General features: G+C 53.1%; 22 protein-coding genes and 1 riboswitch. All 22 genes read left to right on the plus strand.

What is annotated here, in order from left to right; translation table 11 throughout:
* Positions 1–108 precede the first annotated feature (108 nt).
* The 22 genes from LZ463_RS22145 (at position 109) to LZ463_RS22250 (ending at position 22,586) form a co-directional block, all read left to right on the plus strand.
* Entirely contained in the window at positions 109–504 is a 396-nt protein-coding gene (locus tag LZ463_RS22145) for a MerR family transcriptional regulator (protein ID WP_241458470.1), read from the plus strand.
* 206 nt (positions 505–710) lie between these two features.
* Positions 711–1,163: a PaaI family thioesterase gene (locus LZ463_RS22150; protein ID WP_241458471.1), complete on the plus strand. Its 453-nt coding sequence runs from the start codon at positions 711–713 to the stop codon at positions 1,161–1,163.
* A 96-nt stretch (positions 1,164–1,259) separates the two neighbouring features.
* A complete protein-coding gene (locus LZ463_RS22155; protein ID WP_241458472.1) occupies positions 1,260–2,444 on the plus strand; it encodes an isovaleryl-CoA dehydrogenase in 1,185 nt (394 codons plus the stop codon).
* A gap of 30 nt (positions 2,445–2,474) precedes the next feature.
* The gene (locus LZ463_RS22160) at positions 2,475–3,404 is read left to right on the plus strand and encodes a pyridoxal-phosphate dependent enzyme (protein WP_241458473.1); all 930 of its coding nucleotides are present in this window, start codon (positions 2,475–2,477) and stop codon (positions 3,402–3,404) included.
* Positions 3,405–3,413: 9 nt separating this feature from the next.
* On the plus strand, positions 3,414–5,195 hold the full coding sequence (aceK, locus tag LZ463_RS22165) for a bifunctional isocitrate dehydrogenase kinase/phosphatase (protein ID WP_241458474.1): 1,782 nt from the start codon (positions 3,414–3,416) through the stop codon (positions 5,193–5,195).
* 75 nt (positions 5,196–5,270) lie between these two features.
* On the plus strand, positions 5,271–6,452 hold the full coding sequence (locus LZ463_RS22170) for an acetyl-CoA C-acetyltransferase (protein ID WP_241458475.1): 1,182 nt from the start codon (positions 5,271–5,273) through the stop codon (positions 6,450–6,452).
* A 123-nt stretch (positions 6,453–6,575) separates the two neighbouring features.
* Positions 6,576–7,244, plus strand: a complete 669-nt coding sequence (locus tag LZ463_RS22175) for an SDR family oxidoreductase (RefSeq protein WP_241458476.1) — start codon at positions 6,576–6,578, stop codon at positions 7,242–7,244.
* A gap of 44 nt (positions 7,245–7,288) precedes the next feature.
* The gene (locus tag LZ463_RS22180) at positions 7,289–8,422 is read left to right on the plus strand and encodes an acyl-CoA dehydrogenase family protein (protein ID WP_241458477.1); all 1,134 of its coding nucleotides are present in this window, start codon (positions 7,289–7,291) and stop codon (positions 8,420–8,422) included.
* A gap of 60 nt (positions 8,423–8,482) precedes the next feature.
* Positions 8,483–8,878, plus strand: a complete 396-nt coding sequence (locus LZ463_RS22185; protein WP_241458478.1) for a rhodanese-like domain-containing protein — start codon at positions 8,483–8,485, stop codon at positions 8,876–8,878.
* A complete protein-coding gene (locus LZ463_RS22190) occupies positions 8,875–9,531 on the plus strand; it encodes an HAD family hydrolase (protein ID WP_347176288.1) in 657 nt (218 codons plus the stop codon). Before LZ463_RS22185 ends, LZ463_RS22190 begins: the two co-directional genes overlap by 4 nt.
* Positions 9,532–9,559: 28 nt before the next feature.
* The gene (locus LZ463_RS22195; protein WP_241458479.1) at positions 9,560–9,940 is read left to right on the plus strand and encodes a YchJ family protein; all 381 of its coding nucleotides are present in this window, start codon (positions 9,560–9,562) and stop codon (positions 9,938–9,940) included.
* Between the two features lie 8 nt (positions 9,941–9,948).
* Positions 9,949–11,571, plus strand: coding sequence for a carboxyl transferase domain-containing protein (locus LZ463_RS22200; RefSeq protein ID WP_241458480.1), 1,623 nt, complete (start codon positions 9,949–9,951; stop codon positions 11,569–11,571).
* An 8-nt stretch (positions 11,572–11,579) separates the two neighbouring features.
* The gene (locus tag LZ463_RS22205; protein WP_241458481.1) at positions 11,580–12,521 is read left to right on the plus strand and encodes an alpha/beta hydrolase family protein; all 942 of its coding nucleotides are present in this window, start codon (positions 11,580–11,582) and stop codon (positions 12,519–12,521) included.
* 32 nt (positions 12,522–12,553) lie between these two features.
* A complete protein-coding gene (locus LZ463_RS22210; RefSeq protein ID WP_241458482.1) occupies positions 12,554–13,339 on the plus strand; it encodes an enoyl-CoA hydratase/isomerase family protein in 786 nt (261 codons plus the stop codon).
* 51 nt (positions 13,340–13,390) lie between these two features.
* Positions 13,391–13,915 (plus strand): DUF1569 domain-containing protein, encoded by a 525-nt coding sequence (locus LZ463_RS22215; RefSeq protein WP_241458483.1) that lies wholly within the window; start codon positions 13,391–13,393, stop codon positions 13,913–13,915.
* 34 nt (positions 13,916–13,949) lie between these two features.
* Entirely contained in the window at positions 13,950–15,296 is a 1,347-nt protein-coding gene (gene bioA, locus LZ463_RS22220) for an adenosylmethionine--8-amino-7-oxononanoate transaminase (protein WP_241458484.1), read from the plus strand.
* Positions 15,293–16,558, plus strand: a complete 1,266-nt coding sequence (gene bioF, locus LZ463_RS22225; protein WP_241458485.1) for an 8-amino-7-oxononanoate synthase — start codon at positions 15,293–15,295, stop codon at positions 16,556–16,558. Before bioA ends, bioF begins: the two co-directional genes overlap by 4 nt.
* Positions 16,558–17,253, plus strand: a complete 696-nt coding sequence (gene bioD / locus LZ463_RS22230) for a dethiobiotin synthase (RefSeq protein ID WP_241458486.1) — start codon at positions 16,558–16,560, stop codon at positions 17,251–17,253. Before bioF ends, bioD begins: the two co-directional genes overlap by 1 nt.
* Before the next feature lie 12 nt (positions 17,254–17,265).
* Positions 17,266–18,294 (plus strand): biotin synthase BioB, encoded by a 1,029-nt coding sequence (bioB, locus tag LZ463_RS22235; RefSeq protein ID WP_489686142.1) that lies wholly within the window; start codon positions 17,266–17,268, stop codon positions 18,292–18,294.
* Between the two features lie 142 nt (positions 18,295–18,436).
* Entirely contained in the window at positions 18,437–20,431 is a 1,995-nt protein-coding gene (locus LZ463_RS22240) for an acetyl/propionyl/methylcrotonyl-CoA carboxylase subunit alpha (RefSeq protein ID WP_241458487.1), read from the plus strand.
* Between the two features lie 195 nt (positions 20,432–20,626).
* Positions 20,627–21,355, plus strand: a complete 729-nt coding sequence (locus LZ463_RS22245; protein WP_241458488.1) for a pyridoxine 5'-phosphate synthase — start codon at positions 20,627–20,629, stop codon at positions 21,353–21,355.
* Between the two features lie 163 nt (positions 21,356–21,518).
* Positions 21,519–21,620: riboswitch (cyclic di-GMP riboswitch) on the plus strand.
* A gap of 39 nt (positions 21,621–21,659) precedes the next feature.
* Positions 21,660–22,586 carry a response regulator gene (locus LZ463_RS22250; RefSeq protein WP_241458489.1) on the plus strand — a complete coding sequence of 309 codons (927 nt, stop codon included), beginning with the start codon at positions 21,660–21,662 and terminating at the stop codon, positions 22,584–22,586.
* Positions 22,587–22,671: the final 85 nt, after the last annotated feature.

A 22,671-nucleotide genomic window follows, 5' to 3' on the forward strand; every position in this document is an offset into this window, starting at 1 on the left:
ACAATGCGATTTAAAACTATTTGACGTTAACGTTAACTGCGCTTAGTTAAAATTTGCAGCGAATTGTAATCAGAAATCCATTCCTGTGTTTTTCAACAGACTTCAGCCATGGCAACCTACACTATTACCGAACTAGCCAAAGAATTTGATATCACCCCCAGGGCGATACGATTCTACGAAGACCAGGGCCTGCTCAGCCCCAGCCGTGAAGGGCCGGGCGGACGCAACCGTGTCTATACCGCACGCGAACGTACCCATCTCAAGCTGACCCTGCGCGGCAAGCGCCTGGGACTCAGCCTGTCAGACATCAAGAGCCTGGTCGACATGTACCGCTCCCCCAAGGACACCGAGGCACAGTTGCAAAGTTTCCTGGTCGTCCTGGCAAGGCACAGGGCTGCGCTGGAACAGCAGCGCGAAGACATAGAAGTCATGCTTGCCGAGATCAGTGCGCATGAAGAAAAGAGCCATGCCTTGTTGCAGCAGGCCAGTTCCCGGTCAGATTAGGTTTTTCATTTGGCGACATGATTTTGATTTGTGCAGACCGGGTGGAGAGAGGTTTGTCTGGGATGGAATTGCTTTTTTGTAATGTGATCGTGCAGTTGCATGTAATGGACGAAATGCAGCAAAATAATGAATTGACGTTTACGTAAACGTCAATTAGACGTATCATTTTTGTCGGACGTGGTTTTAATCGGCAAACCGGAGTCACTATGAGTCATCAGGCAACATTGGATCACAAGCTGGCCTTGAGCCTGCTGGAAAGCTTTAATGCCCAGGGCACGCTGATGGCCTGGGATGCCCGCCTGACCAGCATTACCCCCGGCGCCTGTGAAATCAGCCTGCCTTACAGTGCTTCGGTCAGCCAGCAACATGGCTATTTCCACGGCGGTGTCATTGGCGCCATTGCCGACTCTGCCGGTGGCTATGCCGCTAATACCTTGTTGATGCCGGTAAGTGAGTGCTTAACTGCGGAGTACAAGATCAATATAGTTGCTCCCGGTGCAGGCGACACCCTGATTGCTCGTGGCAAGGTCCTGAAGGCTGGCAAAAACCTGGTGGTCTCCAGTGCAGAAGTATTTGTGGTGGACAAGGGGCAGGAAAAACTGTGTGCCATCATGCAACAGACTTTGTTTGTGATACCCAAGGCAGAATCCAGGATATAGGATATAAGGCAGTACCAAGGCTGGCATGCTTGATTGCAGATCAGTATCAGTCAGCAGAAACCAGCAATTTCAATTTTATAAAAGTGTGAGGACGACATGCTCCATTTACCAGGCTTGACTTTTGACCATGGCGAAGATATCGCCGCCTTGCGCGAAGCCGTGCAGCAATTTGCCCAGGCAGAAATCGCCCCGCGCGCCGCCGAGATCGACCGCAGTGACCAGTTCCCCATGGATTTGTGGCGCAAGATGGGCGATCTCGGCATCCTCGGTGTGACCGTCAGTGAAGAATACGGTGGTGCCAACATGGGTTACCTTGCCCATATCATTGCCATGGAAGAAATTTCCCGCGCTTCCGCCTCTGTCGGCCTGTCGTATGGCGCCCACTCCAACCTGTGCGTGAACCAGATCAAGCGCAATGGTACGGAAGAGCAAAAAGCCAAATACCTGCCCAAGCTGATCTCTGGCGAACATGTAGGTGCACTCGCCATGTCCGAGCCAAATGCCGGTTCCGACGTCGTCAGTATGAAATTGCGTGCTGACTGGAAGGGTGATCGCTGGGTCTTGAACGGCACCAAGATGTGGATTACCAATGGCCCGGACGCCGACACCCTGGTCGTGTATGCCAAGAATGACCTGGAAGCTGGCCCGCGCGGCATGACAGCCTTCCTCATCGAAAAAGGTTTCAAAGGCTTCAGCATTGCGCAAAAGCTCGACAAGCTCGGCATGCGTGGCTCCCACACTGGTGAGCTGGTGTTTGAGGATTGCGAAGTCCCGGCAGAAAACGTGCTCGGCGGTCTGGGCAAGGGCGTCAATGTATTGATGTCCGGTCTGGATTTTGAACGCACTGTCCTGTCCGGTGGTCCTTTGGGCATCATGCAAGCCTGTATGGACGTGGTCGTCCCTTATGTACATGACCGCAAGCAATTCGGCCAGCCTATCGGCGAATTCCAGCTCATGCAGGGCAAACTGGCGGACATGTATTCCACCATGATGGCCTGCAAGGCCTATGTGTATGCAGTTGGCCAGGCCTGTGACCGTGCCACCACGCCAGAAGCAGTGCGTGCCCTGCGCAAGGATGCGGCCGGTGCGATTCTCTACTCGGCAGAAAAAGCCACCTGGATGGCTGGTGAAGCAATTCAAACCCTCGGTGGTAATGGCTACATCAATGAATACCCGGTAGGCCGCCTGTGGCGCGATGCCAAACTGTATGAAATCGGTGCCGGCACCAGCGAGATACGACGCATGCTGATAGGTCGTGAATTGTTTGCCGAAACCAAGTAACAGGGATTGTTGTAAACTGAGTCTATTTATATGACACATTTGCATATCACTACACCGCTGCTGGAACACCGCGCTCTTTCAGCCAGCCTGGACAAACAGGTCTGGCTGAAGATGGAAAACAACCAGCCTTCCGGTTCCTTCAAATTGCGCGGCATAGGCCTGATGTGCCAGCGTGCCGCTGAGCAGGGGGCAAAACATTTTGTCTGCCCTTCCGGCGGCAATGCCGGTTTTGCTGCCGCTGTTGCAGGCGTGGCCCTGGGCTTGCAAACCACCATTGTCGTGCCGGAAACCACGCATGAAAGTGTGCGTGCGGCAATACGCGCAATCGGTGCGACAGTCATTGTTGCGGGTAGCGTCTGGGACGAAGCCAACCTGGAGGCATTGCGCCTGTGCGAGCAGCCGGGTGCCGTGTATATTCCACCGTTTGATCATGCCGACATCTGGGATGGCAACGCCACAACCATAGATGAAGTGGCGGGCAAGCTCGACTTTGATGTGGTCATCTGCTCAGTCGGCGGCGGTGGCTTGCTCAGTGGCATCGCCCTCGGTCTGGAACGCAATGGCCTCGGCCATATCCCCATCATTGCTTCAGAGACAGAAGGTGCAGCTTCCCTGCATGCAGCCGTGCAGGCTGGTGAACTGGTGACCTTGCCAGCGATCACGTCGATTGCGAGTACGCTGGGTGCGAGACGTGTTGCACAGCAGGCATTTGACTGGACGCGCAAACGCACGATTCACACGGTGACTGTCAGCGATGCCCAGGCCGTGCAGGCCTGCCTGGCTTTTGCCGACGATATGCGCACTCTGGTGGAACCGGCCTGCGGCGCAGCCCTGGCAGTGGCTTACCAGAACCTGCCGGTACTGGCGCAGTATAAAAAACCGTTGATTGTTGTTTGTGGCGGTATAGCCGTGGACTTGGCTAAACTACAGGCTTGGAAAAACCAGTTTCAGTTGACCTGAGCGACCACCATGCCCCACACCTATTTCCCCAAATTGCTGTCTTCGCAAATCGCCTTTGATATCGCCAGAACGATACTTGACGGTTTTGACAGGCACTACCATTTGTTTCGAGCCAGTAGTCAGAGAGCAAAACAGCAATTTGAAACGGGTGACTGGAAAGCCGCACAAATCGCCGCGCGTGAGCGCATAGGTTATTACGACACCCGCGTGCGCGAATGCGTGCAGGCACTCGAAGATGAATATGCAGAAGAAGACTTGAGCGATGAAGTCTGGCGCGAAGTCAAACTGCATTACATGGGCATGCTGATCGATCATCTGCGCCCAGAGCTGGCAGAGACCTTTTTCAATACGGTCTGTACCAAGCTCCTGCACAGGAATTATTACCACAATGATTTCATCTTCGTTCGCCCGGCCACTTCGACCGAGTATCTGGAAAGTGAAGACACGCCACCGAGTTACCGCGTGTATTATCCGGCGACAGATGGCCTGAATTTCACGATCAAGCGCATCGTCACGAACTTCCAGCTGAACGCAAAATTTGAAGATCTTGATCGCGACGTTGCTCTGGTGGAGGCGCGCCTGCACGAGAATTTTGGCCCCGCCAAGCTGGAGCCAAATCATCAGATTCAGGTATTGGCCAGTCTGTTCTATCGTAACAAGTCCGCCTACATCATAGGCAAGGGTATCAATGGCAATAAGGAATACCCGTTTGTCATTCCCATCATGCACAAGCGCAAGGGTGAACTGGTGCTCGATACGGTGATCTTTGACACCATGCTGATTACGGTGCTGTTCTCTTTCACCCGCGCCTACTTCATGGTCGATATGGAGGTGCCATCGGCCTATGTGCAATTCATACGCAGCATCCTGCCCAAGAAGCCACGCAGTGAAATCTACACCATGATAGGTTTGCAAAAACATGGCAAGAATTTGTTCTACCGTGATTTTTTGCATCACCTCAAATATTCATCCGACCGCATAGAAGCCGCACCAGGCATACGCGGCCTGGTGATGCTGGTGTTTGCGCTGCCGTCTTTCCCGTATGTGTTCAAGTTGATCAAGGACAGCTTCCCGCCACCCAAGGAAACCACCAAGGCCCTGATCAAGGAAAAATACCTGCTCGTGAAAAACCATGACCGTGTAGGCCGCATGGCAGACACGCTGGAGTATTCAGACGTAGCTTTTCCGCGCGCCCGTTTCTCAGAAGAATTGCTGGCCGAGATCAGGCAATACGCACCGTCGTTATTGGAAGTCAATGATGACGAAGTCGTTATCAAGCACCTGTACATAGAACGCCGCATGACACCGCTGAACATCTGGCTGACCGAAGCTGAACAGCGCGGTGACATGGATGCCATGGAACATGGCCTCAAAGAATATGGCAGCGCCATCAAGGACCTGGTGGCGGCGAATATCTTCCCTGGTGACATGCTGTATAAAAACTTTGGTGTCACCCGTCATGGCCGTGTCGTCTTTTATGACTATGATGAAATCGAATACATCACCGACTGCAATTTCCGCAAGATACCTTTGCCACGCAATGAAGAAGACGAGATGTCTGCCGAACCCTGGTATCCGATTGCGAAAAATGATGTCTTCCCCGAACAGTTTGGTACTTTTTTGCTAGGCAATCAGAAAGTGAAACAGTATTTCATGAAGCACCATGCTGACCTGCTGACCGCCGATTACTGGCAGGCACGCAAAAAACGCATTGTCGATGGCAAGGTGGATGACGTGTTCCCGTACCCGCAGGAAATCCGTTTTTGCAATCAGAGCAGCATTACAAATTAGTCACTGTGTGTTTGGCATTGCACGCAGAACCGCATTAGTCAGGCAGTCAATCTGCTTTTATTTTTGGAGAACAAGATGAATGATCCTATCGTAATCGTTGGTGCCGCCCGTACCCCCATGGGTGCTTTCCAGGGCGATTTTTCTTCCCTGACAGCCAGTCAACTCGGTGCAGTTGCCATCAAGGCCGCTGTTGAGCGCGCCGGTGTCAAACCAGAGCTGGTGGAGGAAGTCTTGTTCGGTAACTGCCTGATGGCAGGCCAGGGCCAGGCCCCGGCACGTCAGGCTTTGCTGGCGGCGGGTTTGCCGGTTTCCACAGGTGCAGTCACCCTGTCCAAGATGTGCGGCTCTGCCATGAAGGCCACCATGATGGCTTTTGATTCCATCAATGCAGGTAGCAATGATGTCATCGTTTCTGGCGGCATGGAATCCATGACCAATGCCCCTTACCTGATCCCCAAGGCACGTGGCGGCTATCGTATCGGCCACGGCATGATGTATGACCACATGATGCTCGATGGCCTCGAAGACGCCTACGACAAAGGCCGTTCCATGGGTACTTTTGCTGAAGACTGCTCTGCCAAATACAACTTCAGCCGCGAAGAGCAGGACGCTTTTGCGATAGCCTCCGTCAAGCGCGCGCAAGCAGCAACTGCCGATGGCTCCTTCGCCTGGGAAATCGCCCCAGTGACCGTATCTGGCCGCGGCGGTGATGTTGTCATCGACAAGGATGAAGGTCCATTGAAAGCCAAGCTCGACAAAATCCCTGCATTGAAACCAGCCTTCAAAAAAGACGGTACCATCACGGCTGCCTCTTCTTCTTCCATCAATGACGGTGCCGCTGCACTGGTCTTGATGCGCGAATCCAAGGCCAAAGAACTGGGCCTGACACCAATCGCCAAAATCCTCGGCCATGCCAGCAATGCGCAGGAGCCAGGCTGGTTCACCACAGCACCGGTAGGCGCGATCCAGAAGCTGTATAAGAAACTCGGCTGGACGACAGATGATGTAGACCTGTTCGAAATCAATGAAGCCTTTGCGACTGTGCCCATGGCAGCGATGAAAGAACTCGGCATTCCGCATGACAAGGTCAATGTGCATGGCGGTGCCTGTGCGCTGGGTCATCCTATCGGTGCTTCTGGTGCGCGTATCATCATCACGTTGATGGGTGCCTTGAAGAAGCAGGGTAAAAAGCGTGGTGTGGCTTCGCTGTGTATCGGTGGTGGTGAAGGTACGGCACTCGCGATAGAAATGGTCTAAGCAGTGTTTTAAACTCCTTCTACTTCAAGGGGAAATCTGTGGCGCAAAGCATGCTTTGCGAATTCCCACAAATCTCCCCTTGAAGGGGAGGGGATACGAAAATTTTCAAAGTTTGGGAAAACAATGCCAGTCGCTTTAATCATCGGTGCATCACGCGGTATAGGCCACGAACTGGCCATGCAATACAAGGCAGCTGGCTGGCGCGTCATTGCCACTGCACGCAAGCAGGAAGACCTGGCAAGTTTGCAGTCAGCAGGCTGTGAGGCCTTGCCACTGGATGTCACTAATCTGAATGATTGCGCAGGCCTGGGCTGGCGTCTCGATGATGAAAAAATCGATGTAGCGATTTTGAATGCAGGTGTGTTCGGCCCAAGAACAGAGGGCCTGACTGCGCCCGAGCAGCAACAGTTTGATGCAGTGATGCATACGAATGTCCTGTCGGCCATGCGGATATTGCCAATAGTGTTGCCCTTGGTAGAAAGCGCCCATGGCAGGCTGGCTGTGATTTCATCCAGCATGGCATCGATAGGCGAACGCAGTAATCCAGCCGGTTGGTTATACCGGGCCAGCAAGACGGCATTGAATTCAGTATTGAAAGATGTCTCGCTGAGTACCAGCAAAGCCATCTGTGTCGCCATGGACCCTGGCTGGGTAAAAACCGACATGGGTGGTGATGCCGCAGAAATCACCGTCGATGTCAGCGTGGTCGGCATACGCCAGACCCTGGCTGCCCTGAAGCCTGCCGACAATGGCAAATATCTGGAATATACGGGCGCAGAACACGACTGGTAAGTCTACACAAGTATCGTACTCATAAAATAGAAAACAGAACCATCATGCTACTCACACCAGAACACGAAATGATACGCGACGCCGTGCGCGCTTTTGCACAGGAGCGCCTGGTACCCAATGCAGCCCGCTGGGACAAGGAACATCACTTTCCCGCAGAAGAATTAAAGGAACTGGCGCAAATGGGGGCCTATGGTGTGGCCGTGCCAGAAGAGTTTGGTGGCGCTGGCATGGATTACCTGTCGCTGGCCCTGGTACTCGAAGAAATCGCTGCCGGTGATGGCGGTACTTCTACCGTAGTCTCCGTCAACAATTGCCCGGTCTGCAGCATCGCCATGATGTATGCCAATGACGCACAGAAAAAACAATGGCTGACACCGCTGGCACAAGGCGAAATGCTGGGTGCCTTTTGCCTGACCGAGCCGCATGCAGGCAGCGATGCCTCTGAATTGCGCACGACTGCAAAACGCGATGGCGATCATTATGTGATCAATGGTGTCAAGCAATTCATCACCAGCGGCAAACATGCAGATGTCGCCATCGTCATGGCTGTCACTGATAAAGACGCTGGCAAGAAAGGTATCAGCGCCTTCTGGGTGCCGACCAGTACACCTGGCTATATCGTCGCCGGGATTGAACACAAGATGGGCCAGCATTCGTCAGACACTGCACAAATCCTGTTCGAGAATTGCCGCATCCCGGCAGAAAACCTCATCGGTGAAGAGGGTATGGGCTACAAGATCGCCCTGTCTGGCCTTGAAGGTGGGCGCATAGGCATAGCCTCGCAATCAGTCGGCATGGCGCGCGCAGCGTTTGAAGCAGCACTGGCTTATGCCAAGGACAGAACCAGTTTTGGCAAGCCCATTTTTGAACACCAGTCTGTTCAATTCAAACTGGCTGACATGGCGACGCAGATAGAGGCCGCCCGCCAACTGATCTGGCACGCCGCCAGTATGAAAGACGCAGGTAAGCCCTGCCTCAAAGAAGCGGCCATGGCAAAACTGTTTGCCTCAGAAATGGCAGAAAAAGTCTGCTCGGATGCGATCCAGATACACGGTGGCTATGGTTATGTCAGCGACTTCCCGGTAGAACGCATTTATCGAGATGTGCGGGTTTGCCAGATTTATGAGGGTACTTCAGATATTCAAAAGATTTTGATTGGGCGAGCGCTGGCTGGTTAATTTCTCCTTCCCCTTCAATGGTAGGGAATGTCCAGGAAATTTTGAGATAAGGGCGACGAAATGAAAAAAGGTTACAAGCAATTAGTTGACGAAGCCAACGCCGAGATCAAAACCTATAGCGTGGCAGAAGCCCAGGCAAAACTCGCTGATGCCAATGTGCAGTTCATTGACGTCCGTGACATCCGCGAACTCGAACGTGAAGGCGTTGTCCCCGGTGCCTTTCACGCACCACGCGGCATGATAGAGTTTTGGGTTGATCCAGATTCACCTTATTTCAAACCTGTCTTCGGCGAGAAAAAAGAATTTATTTTGTTTTGCGCAGCAGGCTGGCGTAGTGCATTGACCACCAAGACTGTGCAAGACATGGGCCTGGAAAATGTCGCGCATATAGACGGTGGTTTTACTGCCTGGAAAGCAGCAGGCGCACCGACTGAAGAAAAGGTAAAGAAAAATTGAAGACACGCTTTGATATGGTGGCATTTGATTGTGATGGTGTGCTGGTTGATAGCGAGCCAATTACCAATCTGGTATTGAAGGATAGTCTCAATGAACTGGGCTGGGCAATTTCCCTGAGTGAAACCTATGAAACCTTCATAGGCCGCTCCGTGAAAGAGCAAATGCCGTTCATAGAAGAAAAACTGGGGATGACGTTGCCAGAAAATTTTCTGCAAGAATTTCAAAGACGCCGGGACGAAGCCTTGCGTCAGCAGATCAAGGCCATTCCCGAAATTGAGCCGGTACTGAAAAGATTGCAACTGTCAGCCATGCCATTTTGTGTGGCATCTGGTGCAGATGGTAAAAAGATGCAGATTACCCTGGGGCACACAGGTTTGCTGCCTTATTTCGAAGGCAGGATGTTCAGCGGTACGGATGTGGCCAGGACCAAGCCCGCACCGGACGTGTATTTGCTGGCGGCAAAAACACTGGCGGCGCAACCAGAGCGTTGCGTAGTCATCGAAGATACGGTTGCCGGGGTGACCGCAGGTGTGGCTGCAGGCATGCATGTTATTGGCTTTACCCGCAGTAGCAAGGCTGATGCCCTTCTGGCCGCCGGTGCCAGACAGGTCTTTGATGATATGCGCAATCTGCCCGAATTGATTTTGTCGTGATGGTGCTGGATGGCAAGCGAGTAAGTAAATGAAATACATATGCCCTTGTGGCTCGAATAAAAATTTTGATTTGTGCTGCGGCCAGTACATCAGCAGTGCCGCTGTGGCACCTACGGCAGAAGCATTGATGCGTTCGCGCTATACGGCTTATACCCTGAATGATGAAGCCTATCTGCGTGCGACCTGGGATGAAAGAACCTGTCCCAAAGAACGTATCACGCATGATGACCCAACCAAATGGCTGGGTCTGGAAGTAAAGAAATTCAAGGCCGATGGTGATGCGGCGACTGTGGAATTTGTTGCCCGTTACAAGATAGGCGGCAAGGCGCACAGGCTGCATGAACTCAGCCGTTTTGTGCGGTATGAAGGCAAGTGGTTTTACGTGGATGGCAGTTTTCCAGAAAAGTGAAAAAGATAATGACAACTTTAGATTCCAAACTCAATCCCCGCTCTGAAGAATTCAAGGTCAATGCTGCTGCCATGCAAGCCGTGGTGGATGACCTCAAAGATAAAATCGCCAAAATCGCTTTGGGCGGTGGCGATGAAGCACGCAAGAAGCATCTGGCGCGTGGCAAGCTCCTGCCGCGTGACCGTGTGCAGATGTTGTTGGACCCAGGCACGCCTTTCCTCGAGTTTTCGCAACTTGCCGCCTACAACATGTACAAGGAAAAGAATGATGCCGATGCCGCCCCATCTGCCGGTGTCATTACCGGCATAGGCCGCGTGGCCGGGCAGGAATGCGTGATTGTGTGTAATGACGCGACGGTCAAAGGCGGCACCTATTACCCGATGACAGTCAAGAAGCATTTGCGCGCACAGGAAATTGCCGAACAAAACAACCTGCCCTGTATCTACCTGGTCGATAGTGGCGGTGCGAACCTGCCCAACCAGGATGATGTCTTCCCTGACCGTGATCACTTTGGCCGTATCTTCTACAACCAGGCCAATATGTCCGCCAAGGATATCCCGCAGATTGCCGTAGTCATGGGGTCCTGTACCGCCGGTGGCGCCTATGTACCGGCGATGAGTGACGAGTCGATTATCGTCAAGAACCAGGGTACGATTTTCCTCGGTGGCCCCCCGCTGGTTAAAGCCGCTACTGGTGAAGTCGTCAGTGCTGAAGACCTCGGTGGTGGCGATGTGCATACCCGTCTGTCTGGCGTGGTAGATCATCTGGCGCAAAATGATACGCATGCGCTGTCGCTGGCGCGTACCATCGTTTCGCACCTGAATCGCCAGAAGCCACAAACCGTGGTCATGAAAGAAGTCGAAGAACCCAAGTTCCCGGCATCTGAATTGTATGGCGTGATACCGGTCGATACCCGCAAGCCCTTTGACGTACGTGAGGTAATTGCCCGTATCGTTGACGGCAGCCATTTCGATGAATTCAAGGCGCGCTATGGCACTACCCTGGTCTGCGGCTTTGCGCATATCCACGGCATGCCAGTCGGCATCATTGCCAACAACGGCATTCTGTTCTCTGAATCTGCCCTGAAGGGTGCGCACTTCATAGAACTGTGCTGTCAGCGCAAGATACCTCTGGTCTTCCTGCAGAATATCACCGGCTTCATGGTGGGCCGCAAATATGAAAACGAAGGTATCGCCCGTAATGGCGCCAAAATGGTGACGGCTGTGGCGACAGCCAATGTGCCCAAGTTCACCGTCATCATCGGTGGCAGCTTTGGTGCGGGTAACTATGGCATGTGTGGCCGCGCTTACTCTCCACGCTTCATGTGGATGTGGCCAAATGCCCGTATCAGCGTCATGGGTGGCGAGCAGGCTGCGAGTGTATTGGCGACGGTAAAACGCGATGGCATAGAAGGCAAAGGCGGTAGCTGGTCAACCGAAGAAGAAGCAGCTTTCAAGCAACCGATCAAGGACCAGTACGAACATCAGGGCCACCCTTACTATGCATCCGCTCGCCTTTGGGATGATGGCGTGATCGACCCGGCAGATACCCGCATGGTGCTGGGCCTGGGTTTGTCAGCGGCATTGAATGCACCGATACCGGATGTAAAGTTTGGTGTGTTCAGGATGTAAGCCGGATCATGCGAAACCCCTTTCTGCCGGTCCGTATGCCGGTCCTTGTCCTGTTGACACTGTTCAGCCTGATGGCTCAGGCACGCACGCTGCAAGAAGAAAAACAGGCAGAAGAGCAAGCAAATGCAGGTACGGTCAAACTGGCAACCGAGTTGCATGAGTCGGTGACGGCCATCACGGTGGCAGTCAAGGATTTATACGGGCGGGACATCAAAGGTGAAGTGGTGATTACCCAGTTTAAACCCGATGGCGATGGCCCTTTCCCTATCCTGATCTTGAATCATGGTCGTAGCGCCACCAATCGCGCTGCATCGCCGAGGTTCCGTTTTACCCAGCAGGCCAGGTATTTTGTAAAGCGTGGTTTTGCCGTATTTGTACCTACCCGTATAGGCTATGGTGAGAAGGGAACCACGCCTGATCCGGAAGAAAGCGGTAGCTGCAATAACAAGAATTATGCGCCCATGGCCGATGCTGCCAGCAAAGAAATCCTGGCGGTGCTGGAGTATGCCAAAACACAAGCTTATGTCGACGCCAGCCGGGTACTGGTCGTTGGTCAGTCGGTGGGGGGCTACAGTACCGTGGCGGTAGCGGCAAAAAATCCATCAGGTCTGGTCGCTGCCATCAACTTCGCCGGTGGTTCCGGCGGTAACCCGGCCGAGCGCCCCGGCGAGCCTTGCCAAGCCTATAAGCTGGAAAAAATGTATGGCGAATTCGGCGCCGGTGTCAAAGTACCCATGCTGTGGATATATACGGAAAACGATCAGTATTTTGCGCCCAAACATTCCCAGGAATGGCATGCCGCTTTTGTAAAAGCAGGCGGCAAGGCAGAATTCAAATTGCTGCCACCGTTTGCCAAAGACGGTCATACCCTGTTTGCCTCTGGCAGCAAAATCTGGGAACCTCTGGTCAGCGAATTTCTTGAAGCTAACGGCTTTACCAAAACAAGGTAAGGGCAACGAACGAATAATGTGGAATTGCTAAAATGGAAAATATCAAGCTTAGTTACCAGGATTTTGTGGCAACTGTGACATTGAATCGTCCTGATGTACGTAATGCATTTAATGAAATCACCATAGCTGAAATCACCCGTGTTTTCCGTGATTTGGATACGAATGACAGCATTCGTGCTATTGTGCTGGCCGCGAACGGTCCTGCATTCTGCGCCGGGGCTGACCTGAACTGGATGAAAAAGATGGCTGATTACACCCATGAGGAAAACCTCGCGGATGCTGGCCAGCTGGCAGAAATGCTGCGCACCATCTATAGCTGCAGCAAGCCCGTCGTTGCCAAAGTGCAGGGTGATTGCTATGCCGGCGGCATGGGCCTGGTGGCAGCATGTGATATTGCTGTCAGTGTGGATACCGCCAATTTTTGCCTCAGTGAAGTCAGGCTGGGCCTGATACCGGCGACGATTTCGCCGTATGTGATCAAGGCCATGGGTGAGAGTGCTGCACGCCGTTATTTCATCACAGCCGAGCGTTTCACAGCGGCAGAAGCTCACCGTACAGGTTTCGTGCATGAAGTCGTGACGGCAGATGCACTGGATGGCAAGCTGGCAGAAATTGTCAAGGCCCTGGTCAGCAATAGCCCGAATGCAGTGAAGCAGGCCAAGTGCCTGGTTCAGGATGTGGCCAGCCGCGAACTGACCCCTGCGCTGATTGCTGCCACAGTGGAAGGCATAGCGCAGATACGTGCTTCTGACGAGGGACGTGAAGGTGTGCGGTCTTTCCTGGAGAAGCGTAAACCAGGCTGGTTGGCCGGTAGTTAAAAGCAGTTGTAGTGAATCTTTGAAAAGATGTCTTGAGCGAGGGGAGCAAAGATGAAAAAACGCAGATTTGTATTTACTGCCCTTGCCGCATCCTTGTTGGCCACAGCGGGCTATGCGAGCTATCGCAAGTCCACGATCGTGATGACCTCGATACCGGACATGCAGGCAAAACTTGCCAGTCTGAAGTCGGGCAAATTGACCAGTCAAACAGAATGGTCGCCGTATAAAGTGTTTGTGCATCTGGCGCAAAGCATAGAGTATTCGCTGACAGGTTATCCTGAAATGAAACCGGCAGCGTTTCAACACACGGCAGGCAGTGCCGCCTTCTATGCATTTTCTGTCGCCGGTGCCATGAAGCATAACCTGAGCGAGCCCATACCCGGCGCGCCGGTGATTGCCGATAGCGGTGAGACCAATGCAGCAATAGACATGGTGATTGCTGCCTTGCAGAAATTTGAGAGCCATGCTGGCGAGATCAAGCCACATTTCGCGTATGGCGAGCTAAGCAAGGCAGAATTTGCCAAAGCCCATGTCATGCATATAGAAAACCATCTGAAGGCAATGCTGGTGGCTTGAGCGGGTTGCCAGCCTGGTGAATGTAATTTGTTAAATGTCTGGAAATAATTTGAATCAACAGAATGAATGGGTAACACGCAGCCTGCAACATGTATGGCACCCGTGTACCCAGATGCAGCATCATGAAACCGTGCCGCTGATACCCGTCAGCCATGGCCGCGGTGCATGGCTGTTTGACATGGAAGGCAAGCGTTATCTTGACGCCATCAGTTCCTGGTGGGTCAATCTGTTCGGTCATGCCAATCCGCGCATCAACGCTGAACTGAAAGACCAGCTCGACAAGCTGGAACATGCGATGCTGGCCGGTTTTACTCATGCGCCTGTCATCGAATTGTCGGAAAAATTATCGGCCCTGAGCAATCATGCCCTCGGCCATTGTTTCTATGCATCCGATGGTGCATCAGCCGTCGAGATCGCCCTGAAGATGAGCTTCCATGCCTGGCGCAATGGTGGTCAGACTGAAAAACAGGAGTTTATTTGCATACAGGGCAGCTACCATGGTGAAACCGTGGGTGCGCTGGCAGTGACTGATGTGAGCCTGTTCCGCGAAGCCTATGGTCCCATGCTGCAGCGCGCCCATGTCGTCGCTTCACCCGATGCGCGTCTGGCAGGGGCTGGCGAAACTGCCGCCGATGTTGCCAGGCGTGCCGCTGCTGCACTGGAAGCCAAATTGCAGGAGCGTGCAGGCAAGATCGCTGCCGTCATCATAGAGCCACTGGTGCAATGCGCGACCGGCATGGCCATGCATGATCCGGTTTATCTGAAGCTTTTGCGTGAATTATGCGACCAGTACCAGGTACACCTGATCGCCGATGAGATTGCTGTTGGCTGTGGTCGTACAGGTACTTTCTTTGCCTGTGAATCAGCGCATATCTGGCCGGATTTCCTGTGTCTTTCCAAAGGTATCAGTGGTGGTTATCTGCCCTTGTCGCTGGTGATGACCACTGATATCGTGTACCAGGCATTTTATGATGCAGATATGCGTCGTGGTTTTTTGCATTCACATTCCTACACCGGTAACCCGCTGGCTTGCCGTGCTGCATTGGCGACCCTGGCGATTTTTGAAGATGATCAGGTCTTGCAAAAGAATCGCCATAAGGCTGAATTTTTACATGCTGCTTTTGCCGAACTGAAACAGGATGAACGCATACTTCATTTCCGCCAGCAAGGCATGATACTGGCGTTTGATGCCGTGGTTGATGATGCAGAACGCACGGCGACTTTTTCACGCCGCTTTTTTGCCACGGCACTGAAGCATGAACTATTAATGCGGCCCATAGGCCGCACTGTCTATATGATGCCACCCTACATCCTGGAGCAGGATGAATTGAGTCTGCTGGCACGTAAGACCAGACAAGTATTTGAAGAGGTAATGGCATGACCGATGCTAGTAAAAACAATCCCGGCATACGCATTGCCACCCAGCGCAGGTCTCTGGTGCAAGGTTTGCAACAGGAACTTGAGGTACTTGATCAGAAACACCTGCTACGTCAGCGACGTACGGTAGAAACACCATCGGCCCCAACGATGAAAGTCGACGGTCGTGACCTGCTGGCATTTTGCAGCAACGATTACCTGGGTCTGGCCGCCCATCCTCAACTGGCTGCTGCCTTGCAGGAAGGTGCGGCCCTGTATGGTGTCGGCAGCGGTGCATCACACCTGATCAGTGGTCATAGTCGTGCCCATGCTGTACTGGAAGAACGCCTGGCAGAATTTGTCTCGCCGCATATAGACAATGTCCGTGCCCTGTATTTCTGCACGGGCTATATGGCCAACCTGGCTGTCATCACGGCACTGGCGATCAACAAGGACACCACAGTATTTTCTGAAGCACTGAACCATGCCTCATTGATAGATGGTGCACGTCTCTCGCGCGCCGCCGTGCAGGTTTTTCCGCATGGTGATTACACAGCGCTGGAACGCATGCTCCAGCAATGCAAGACCAAGCACAGGGTTGTGGTGACCGACAGCGTTTTCAGCATGGACGGTAATATCGCAGAACTTGGCCCTTTGCTGGCAATTTGTGAACGCTATGATGCCTGGCTCATCGTCGATGATGCCCATGGCTTTGGTGTACTCGGTGCCCATGGCCGTGGTGTGCTTGAGCACCTGAATATCAAGTCGCCCAATCTCGTGTACATGGGCACACTGGGCAAGGCGGCCGGTGTCGGCGGCGCTTTTGTCGCAGCAGATGCCACCGTCATCGAATGGCTGGTGCAGCGTGCCCGCAGTTACATCTACACGACAGCGGCGGCGCCTGCGCTGGCACACGCCTTGCTGACCAGCATAGACATCATAGATGGTGAAGAAGGCCAGCAAAGACGCGCGCATTTGAACAAATTGATCAAACTCTTCCGCGATGGCCTGCATCTGCAGGTCTGGCACGCCTTGCCATCGGATACGGCGGTACAGCCTGTGGTCATCGGTGACAATGCCGCCATGTTGCGGGTGGCCGGCAACCTCATGGACCAGGGCATGTGGGTAGGCGCAATACGTCCGCCTACCGTACCTGTCGGTACGGCGCGCCTGCGCGCCACTCTGTCGGCGGCGCATACAGAAGTGCAGGTATTGCAACTGGTGCAGGCGATTAACCGCCTTGACCAGATGAGTTATGTCGCCCAATGTTTTGCCGAGGTGGCCTGATGCAAAAGCGGCTGCATGATTTCTTCGTGACTGGCACAGATACAGAGATAGGCAAGACCCTGGTCAGCGCTGCCTTGCTGCGTGCGATGCAGGCTCAGGGTTTGCAGACTGTGGGCATGAAGCCCATCGCTGCCGGGGCAGAAATGCATGAAGGTATTTTGCATAATGAAGATGTTGATATGCTGGTCGCCGCTGCCAGCATCAAGACAGAGTTGAGCCTGGTATGCCCCTACCTGATGCAGACTCCTGCAGCGCCGCATATCGTGGCTGAGCTTGAGCAAGTGAAGATAGAGCTGTCGCTTATCGTCAACAGCTATCAGCAATTGCGCGAGCAGGCAGATGCCGTCGTGGTGGAAGGTGTAGGTGGGTTTTGCGTACCCCTGAATGCGCAAGTGACGACGGCAGACATGGCGCAAGAGCTGGCCTTGCCGGTGATACTGGTAGTCGGCATGCGTCTCGGTTGCATCAACCATGCGCTGCTGACTGTCGAAGCCATCGTTGCCCGCGGCCTCAGGCTGGCAGGCTGGGTTGCTAATACTGTTGATGCCAACATGCTGTACCCGCAAGAAAATATAAACGCCCTGCGTGAACGCATCGTTGCGCCCATGCTGGGGCATATTCCCCGTTTGAATGTCCCTGATCATGAGAAGGCAGAAGTGGCCGCCTCGTATCTGGATTTGAGTCAATTGAAGTAAAAGGAAACAAAGATGCAAGCTACTGATACGACTTTGCAAGCCATGCAATTCCAGCCACCGGTCAAGAAGATCGAAGCCGAGACCTGGCCCGTGGATGAAGTACTGGCCCTGTTTGATTTGCCCTTCAATGACCTGATGTTCAAGGCACAGACTGCGCATCGTGCCAACTTCCCTGACGGTGATGTAGAGCTGGCGACACTCTTGTCCATCAAGACCGGCGGTTGCGAAGAAGATTGTGGTTATTGCCCGCAGGCTGCCCGTTACGACACTGGCGTAGAAGCAAAAAAAATTCTCGATGTACGCGAGGTACTCGACGCAGCCAAAGCTGCCCGCGAAAACGGCGCAACCCGTTTTTGCATGGGCGCAGCATGGCGTTCGCCAAAAGACCGCGACATGGAAAAGGTAGAAACCATGGTGCGTGAAGTCAAGGCCATGGGTCTGGAAACCTGCGCCACACTGGGTATGCTGAAAGAAGAACAGGCACAACGCCTGAAAGATGCAGGTCTCGATTACTACAACCACAATCTCGATACTGCGCCTGAGTTTTACAGCAATGTGATCTCTACCCGCGAGTACCAGGACAGGCTCGATACCCTGGGCCATGTACGCAATGCCGGTTTGAAAGTCTGCTGCGGTGGCATCGTCGGCATGGGTGAATCACGCCGTCAGCGTGCTGGCCTGATCGCACAACTGGCGAACCTGAATCCTTATCCAGAATCGGTGCCGGTGAATCATCTGGTGCAGGTAGAGGGTACGCCTTTGCATGGTCTTGACCCGCTTGATCCGCTGGAATTCGTACGCACGATAGCGGTTGCCCGCATCACCATGCCCAAGGCGCGTGTGCGTCTGTCGGCTGGCCGTCGCCAGATGGGTGAAGCCGTGCAGGCCATGTGCTTTTTGGCCGGGGCGAACTCGATTTTCTACGGCGATAAATTGCTGACTACGGCTAATCCAGAAGCGCAGGATGACCGTGTTTTGCTGGATAAACTGGGCTTGAAGACGCGTGGCAAGGTTGAGGCTAAGTCTGGTAGTTGTTCTTGAAGAAGACCTTACTTCTTCAGCACAGAGCTTATTTGAGCACAAAGAGAAAAGATGGAGACACAGAGGAAGCCAAAGCCTTTTTCTGATGACTGAGTAAAGAAAAATTATCGCAACTGATACATCCACCCAAAAGGTTAGAGACATGTTTACCAAAATCCTGATCGCCAACCGTGGCGAAATTGCTTGCCGTGTTGCTGCTACCGCACGCCGCATGGGCATCAAGACTGTCGCTGTGTATTCCGAAGCCGATGCCAATGCCAAGCATGTCGCGGTTTGTGATGAGGCAGTACTGATAGGCCCGGCAGCTGCAAAAGAAAGTTATCTGCGTGCCGACAAGATCATAGAAGTGGCCCTGGCAACGGGTGCACAGGCTATCCATCCGGGTTATGGTTTTTTGTCTGAAAATAGTGAGTTTGCTGAAGCCTGCGCCAAAAACGGTATCGCCTTCATCGGCCCGCCAGCCTCGGCGATAGAAGCCATGGGTAGCAAATCTGCCGCTAAATCCCTGATGGAAAAAGCCCATGTGCCCCTGGTGCCTGGCTACCATGGCGACAACCAGGACGCTGATTTCCTGCAAACCGAGGCTGACCGTATTGGTTACCCGGTGCTGCTCAAAGCCAGTGCTGGTGGTGGTGGCAAGGGCATGCGTGTTGTCGAGAAATCGGCTGACTTCAAGGATGCACTGGCGTCCTGCAAACGTGAAGCCATCAACTCTTTTGGGGACGATAAGGTACTGGCAGAAAAATACCTGCAAAGGCCGCGCCATATAGAAATCCAGGTGTTTGCCGATACCCATGGCAATTGCGTTTATCTGTTTGAACGCGATTGCTCGGTACAGCGCCGCCATCAAAAAGTACTGGAAGAAGCACCAGCACCCGGCATGACGGCAGAGCGCCGCGCTGCCATGGGTGAGGCTGCTGTGGCTGCTGCAAAAGCAGTGGGCTATGTTGGTGCAGGTACTGTGGAATTCATTGCCAACCAGGACGGTTCTTTCTATTTTATGGAAATGAATACGCGTTTGCAGGTGGAGCATCCGGTCACGGAAATGATCACTGGTACTGACCTGGTTGAATGGCAATTGCGTGTGGCTGCCGGTGAAAAATTGCCGCTGCAACAGAATGAATTAAAGATCCATGGTCATGCCATAGAAGCGCGTGTGTATGCAGAAAATCCAGAAAAAGGCTTCCTGCCATCGATAGGTACGCTGCGCCATGCACGCACCCCGGTGGCTGTGAATTTTGAACTTGGTGGCACGACTGATCCTGCGGCTTTCCGTATCGACAGTGGTGTGCGTGAAGGCGATACGATTTCGCCTTTCTACGATCCTATGATCGCCAAGATGATCGTCTGGGGCAAGGACAGGAAAGAAGCACTGATGCACATGAGTCAGGCATTGGCGCAATACCAGATCGTCGGCCTGCACAGCAATATCGCCTTCCTGTCGCGTCTGGTGAACAGCACGGCTTTTTCTGGCGCTGATCTGGATACCGGTCTCATAGAGCGCAATCAGGCAGAACTGTTCCCTGCACCCGCAGCAGCCAGCCTGACGACGCTGGCTCTGGCAGTCGTGTCCCTGCTGAACTCAGAAAAATCTGCTGGCACAGACCCATGGCAATCCAGCCACGGCTGGCGCATGAACAGTCTCATGCAACGCAGCCTGCAATTCACGGAAGAAGAGCAGACGCATGATGTGCAGGTGACTTATCTGGCCGATGGCTGGCAAGTACAGGCTGGTGAATCGACAGCACAGGTCAGACTGGCACTGGCGCATGAAAATGATATCGTCATCAAGATTGCCGACCAGACTGTCGCTGCGACCGTGGTGCGCGATGGTGAACATGTCCATGTCTTCAGCCAGGGCAGGCATACTGATCTGCATTACATCGATGCACTCGCGCATGCCGGTGAAGCCGAGGCAGAAGCCGGCCGCCTGACTGCGCCCATGCCAGGCAAGATCGTCGCCGTACTCGTCAACAAGGCACAGGAAGTGAAGAAGGGGGATGCCCTGCTCATCATGGAAGCGATGAAGATGGAACATACCATCTCTGCACCGCATGATGGTGTCATTGATGAAGTCCTGTATGCGATTGGTGACCAGGTGACTGAGGGCGCGCAGTTGCTGGCGTTCCAGCAGTAAGCTCGCCTGGAGTTTGTACAGTAAAGCCAGCACAGTTGTGCTGGCTTTTTTTTCTGTAAAACAAAACAGATATACCAACAAATCACCTCGCTGTGCTACTTGTACAAAACGACAGGCAAGTCCATCATGGAAACCTGAACAAGAAAAATTTATAAACACGCTTTTTCATTACCTTGCCCATAATTCGAAATCACCATGACCGCACTCTCGATCAACATCAACAAAATCGCCCTGCTGCGCAATTCGCGTGGCCGTAACTATCCCGATGTACAGGCATTTGCTGCCCGTTGCCTGGATCTTGGTGCGCATGGCATCACTTTACATCCGCGTCAGGACCAAAGGCATGCCCGTTATTCAGATGTGGAAACCTTGGGCTTACTCTGTCAGGAGCGCGGTGTGGAACTGAATGTAGAAGGCTACCCTGCGCCGGAATTTCTCGATGTCGTCAAACGCAACAAACCGGCGCAATGTACGCTGGTGCCGGATGCGCCTGACCAGCTGACTTCTGACCATGGCTGGGATTTGCGCAGGGATGCAGACTTTTTGCGCCCTGTGCTGGCTGAGCTGAAAGCCCTGGGCATACGCAGCAGCCTGTTTGTCGACTACGATAACCCTGAGCTGCATCTGGCGAAAGAGCTCGGTGCTGATCGTGTAGAACTGTATACCGAACCCTATGCCGAGCATTTTGGTACAGCGCAGGGGGAGCAGATACTCCAGGGATTTCTGCAGGCTGCCAAACGGGCCCAGGATGCCGGTCTTGGTGTCAATGCCGGCCACGATCTTAACCTCGATAATCTCGGTAAATTCCTGACTATCCCCGGCATACTGGAAGTGTCCATAGGTCATGCAGTGATCGTCGAATGCCTGGAATCTGGCATCACTGACGTGTTGGCAAAGTATGTAAAAATCTGTGGATCACGCTAATTATTGTTCAATTTGCAATGAAAATTGAAAAGCAAAAAAATGTTAACTTTTTCCTTGAAGCCTGCAATTAATTGACCTACATTGGGGTAACAGTGGTCACGAGCCACCGTGGTTGATGTGTCTGTGTTCAGTTTATCGAGTATGGGGTAACAGGATCATTGGCGCAGTATAAGGGCAAACCATACGAAAGCATGGGACGCAAAACTAGAGGGCCCTCGCATTCTTGCAGGTGAATGCAAGACCGGCAGGGTAGCCAGATACCGTAATCCGCATAGGCGGTTTTTCGTAAAGAGGCAGGTCGCTCATGAACAACATGTCTTCGGCGCTCGCGGGCGCTTCCAGGAAAATTCTCATTGCTGTATTTGGTCTGTCTGATTACGAGTTACGCCTGGTGCGCAGCGTACTTAGCTTGACAATGGTCAGTGGTCGCAAGCATTCTTATGCACTGTTTGATGCTGCTCAGATCGCTGCCCCCGACATTGTCATCCTCGATCCAGACAATATCCAGGCCCGGACTGCTCTCCAAACCTTGATAGAGTCGCGCAATATTTCTGAACCTGCCACCGTATTTATTTCAAACGCCGGCCAGGCCAGGCCAGGCAAGTATCACCTGCTGCACCCTCTGGTTCCGACCAAGATGCTGGCCTTACTGGACCAGGTTGCTGATGAACTGGACCGGGTTTTGCCAGCATCACCGTCACCGACCGCTACGGTAGCGTCACTTGTATCTCCAGCTTCCCAGACAGAATTGCCGGATCAGGTCGTGGCCCAGCCTTTGTTGCAAAAACCGACCACTGCGCCAGTATTACAAACTGCTCACCGTGCCCTGATCGTAGATGACAGCCCTACGGCCAGAATCAAGATAGACCTGGAATTGCGGTCCATGAAAATTGCTTCCGACTGCGCTGAAACCGGTGAGCAAGCTTTGCAAATGCTTGAGAAAAAAGCTTATGACATCATCTTCCTCGACATCGTCATGCCTGGTGCTGATGGCTACGAAATCTGCAAGATCATACGCCGTCACCCTCAGACCAAGCGCACGCCAGTCGTCATGCTGACCAGCAAGTCTTCTCCATTTGATCGCATCCGTGGTTCGCTGTCCGGGTGCAGCAGCTATCTGACCAAACCTGTGGAACATCTGAAGTTCCGCGCCGTGGTTGAAAAAATCCTGGCCACAGATGATGCCATCTTCACGATGGACAAGGGCCATGACCTGGCAATGGGGACCTGATTCAGATCGACAGACAGCTGTCTCAAAAACGATTTTTGTACCTGTGTCCTGATCCCAGGGCACATAGCTTAGCAAAACTCTCAGG

Origin of the sequence: Undibacterium paludis (assembly GCF_022568815.1) — a bacterium.
GTDB lineage: Bacteria > Pseudomonadota > Gammaproteobacteria > Burkholderiales > Burkholderiaceae_D > Undibacterium.

Coding starts and splice junctions, on each gene's coding strand:
- LZ463_RS22145 (WP_241458470.1), top strand. CDS start 109: ATGGCAACCTACACTATTACCGAACTAGCCAAAGAATTTGATATCACC.
- LZ463_RS22150 (WP_241458471.1), top strand. CDS start 711: ATGAGTCATCAGGCAACATTGGATCACAAGCTGGCCTTGAGCCTGCTG.
- LZ463_RS22155 (WP_241458472.1), top strand. CDS start 1,260: ATGCTCCATTTACCAGGCTTGACTTTTGACCATGGCGAAGATATCGCC.
- LZ463_RS22160 (WP_241458473.1), top strand. CDS start 2,475: ATGACACATTTGCATATCACTACACCGCTGCTGGAACACCGCGCTCTT.
- aceK (WP_241458474.1), top strand. CDS start 3,414: ATGCCCCACACCTATTTCCCCAAATTGCTGTCTTCGCAAATCGCCTTT.
- LZ463_RS22170 (WP_241458475.1), top strand. CDS start 5,271: ATGAATGATCCTATCGTAATCGTTGGTGCCGCCCGTACCCCCATGGGT.
- LZ463_RS22175 (WP_241458476.1), top strand. CDS start 6,576: ATGCCAGTCGCTTTAATCATCGGTGCATCACGCGGTATAGGCCACGAA.
- LZ463_RS22180 (WP_241458477.1), top strand. CDS start 7,289: ATGCTACTCACACCAGAACACGAAATGATACGCGACGCCGTGCGCGCT.
- LZ463_RS22185 (WP_241458478.1), top strand. CDS start 8,483: ATGAAAAAAGGTTACAAGCAATTAGTTGACGAAGCCAACGCCGAGATC.
- LZ463_RS22195 (WP_241458479.1), top strand. CDS start 9,560: ATGAAATACATATGCCCTTGTGGCTCGAATAAAAATTTTGATTTGTGC.
- LZ463_RS22200 (WP_241458480.1), top strand. CDS start 9,949: ATGACAACTTTAGATTCCAAACTCAATCCCCGCTCTGAAGAATTCAAG.
- LZ463_RS22205 (WP_241458481.1), top strand. CDS start 11,580: ATGCGAAACCCCTTTCTGCCGGTCCGTATGCCGGTCCTTGTCCTGTTG.
- LZ463_RS22210 (WP_241458482.1), top strand. CDS start 12,554: ATGGAAAATATCAAGCTTAGTTACCAGGATTTTGTGGCAACTGTGACA.
- LZ463_RS22215 (WP_241458483.1), top strand. CDS start 13,391: ATGAAAAAACGCAGATTTGTATTTACTGCCCTTGCCGCATCCTTGTTG.
- bioA (WP_241458484.1), top strand. CDS start 13,950: ATGTCTGGAAATAATTTGAATCAACAGAATGAATGGGTAACACGCAGC.
- bioF (WP_241458485.1), top strand. CDS start 15,293: ATGACCGATGCTAGTAAAAACAATCCCGGCATACGCATTGCCACCCAG.
- bioD (WP_241458486.1), top strand. CDS start 16,558: ATGCAAAAGCGGCTGCATGATTTCTTCGTGACTGGCACAGATACAGAG.
- bioB (WP_489686142.1), top strand. CDS start 17,266: ATGCAAGCTACTGATACGACTTTGCAAGCCATGCAATTCCAGCCACCG.
- LZ463_RS22240 (WP_241458487.1), top strand. CDS start 18,437: ATGTTTACCAAAATCCTGATCGCCAACCGTGGCGAAATTGCTTGCCGT.
- LZ463_RS22245 (WP_241458488.1), top strand. CDS start 20,627: ATGACCGCACTCTCGATCAACATCAACAAAATCGCCCTGCTGCGCAAT.
- LZ463_RS22250 (WP_241458489.1), top strand. CDS start 21,660: ATGAACAACATGTCTTCGGCGCTCGCGGGCGCTTCCAGGAAAATTCTC.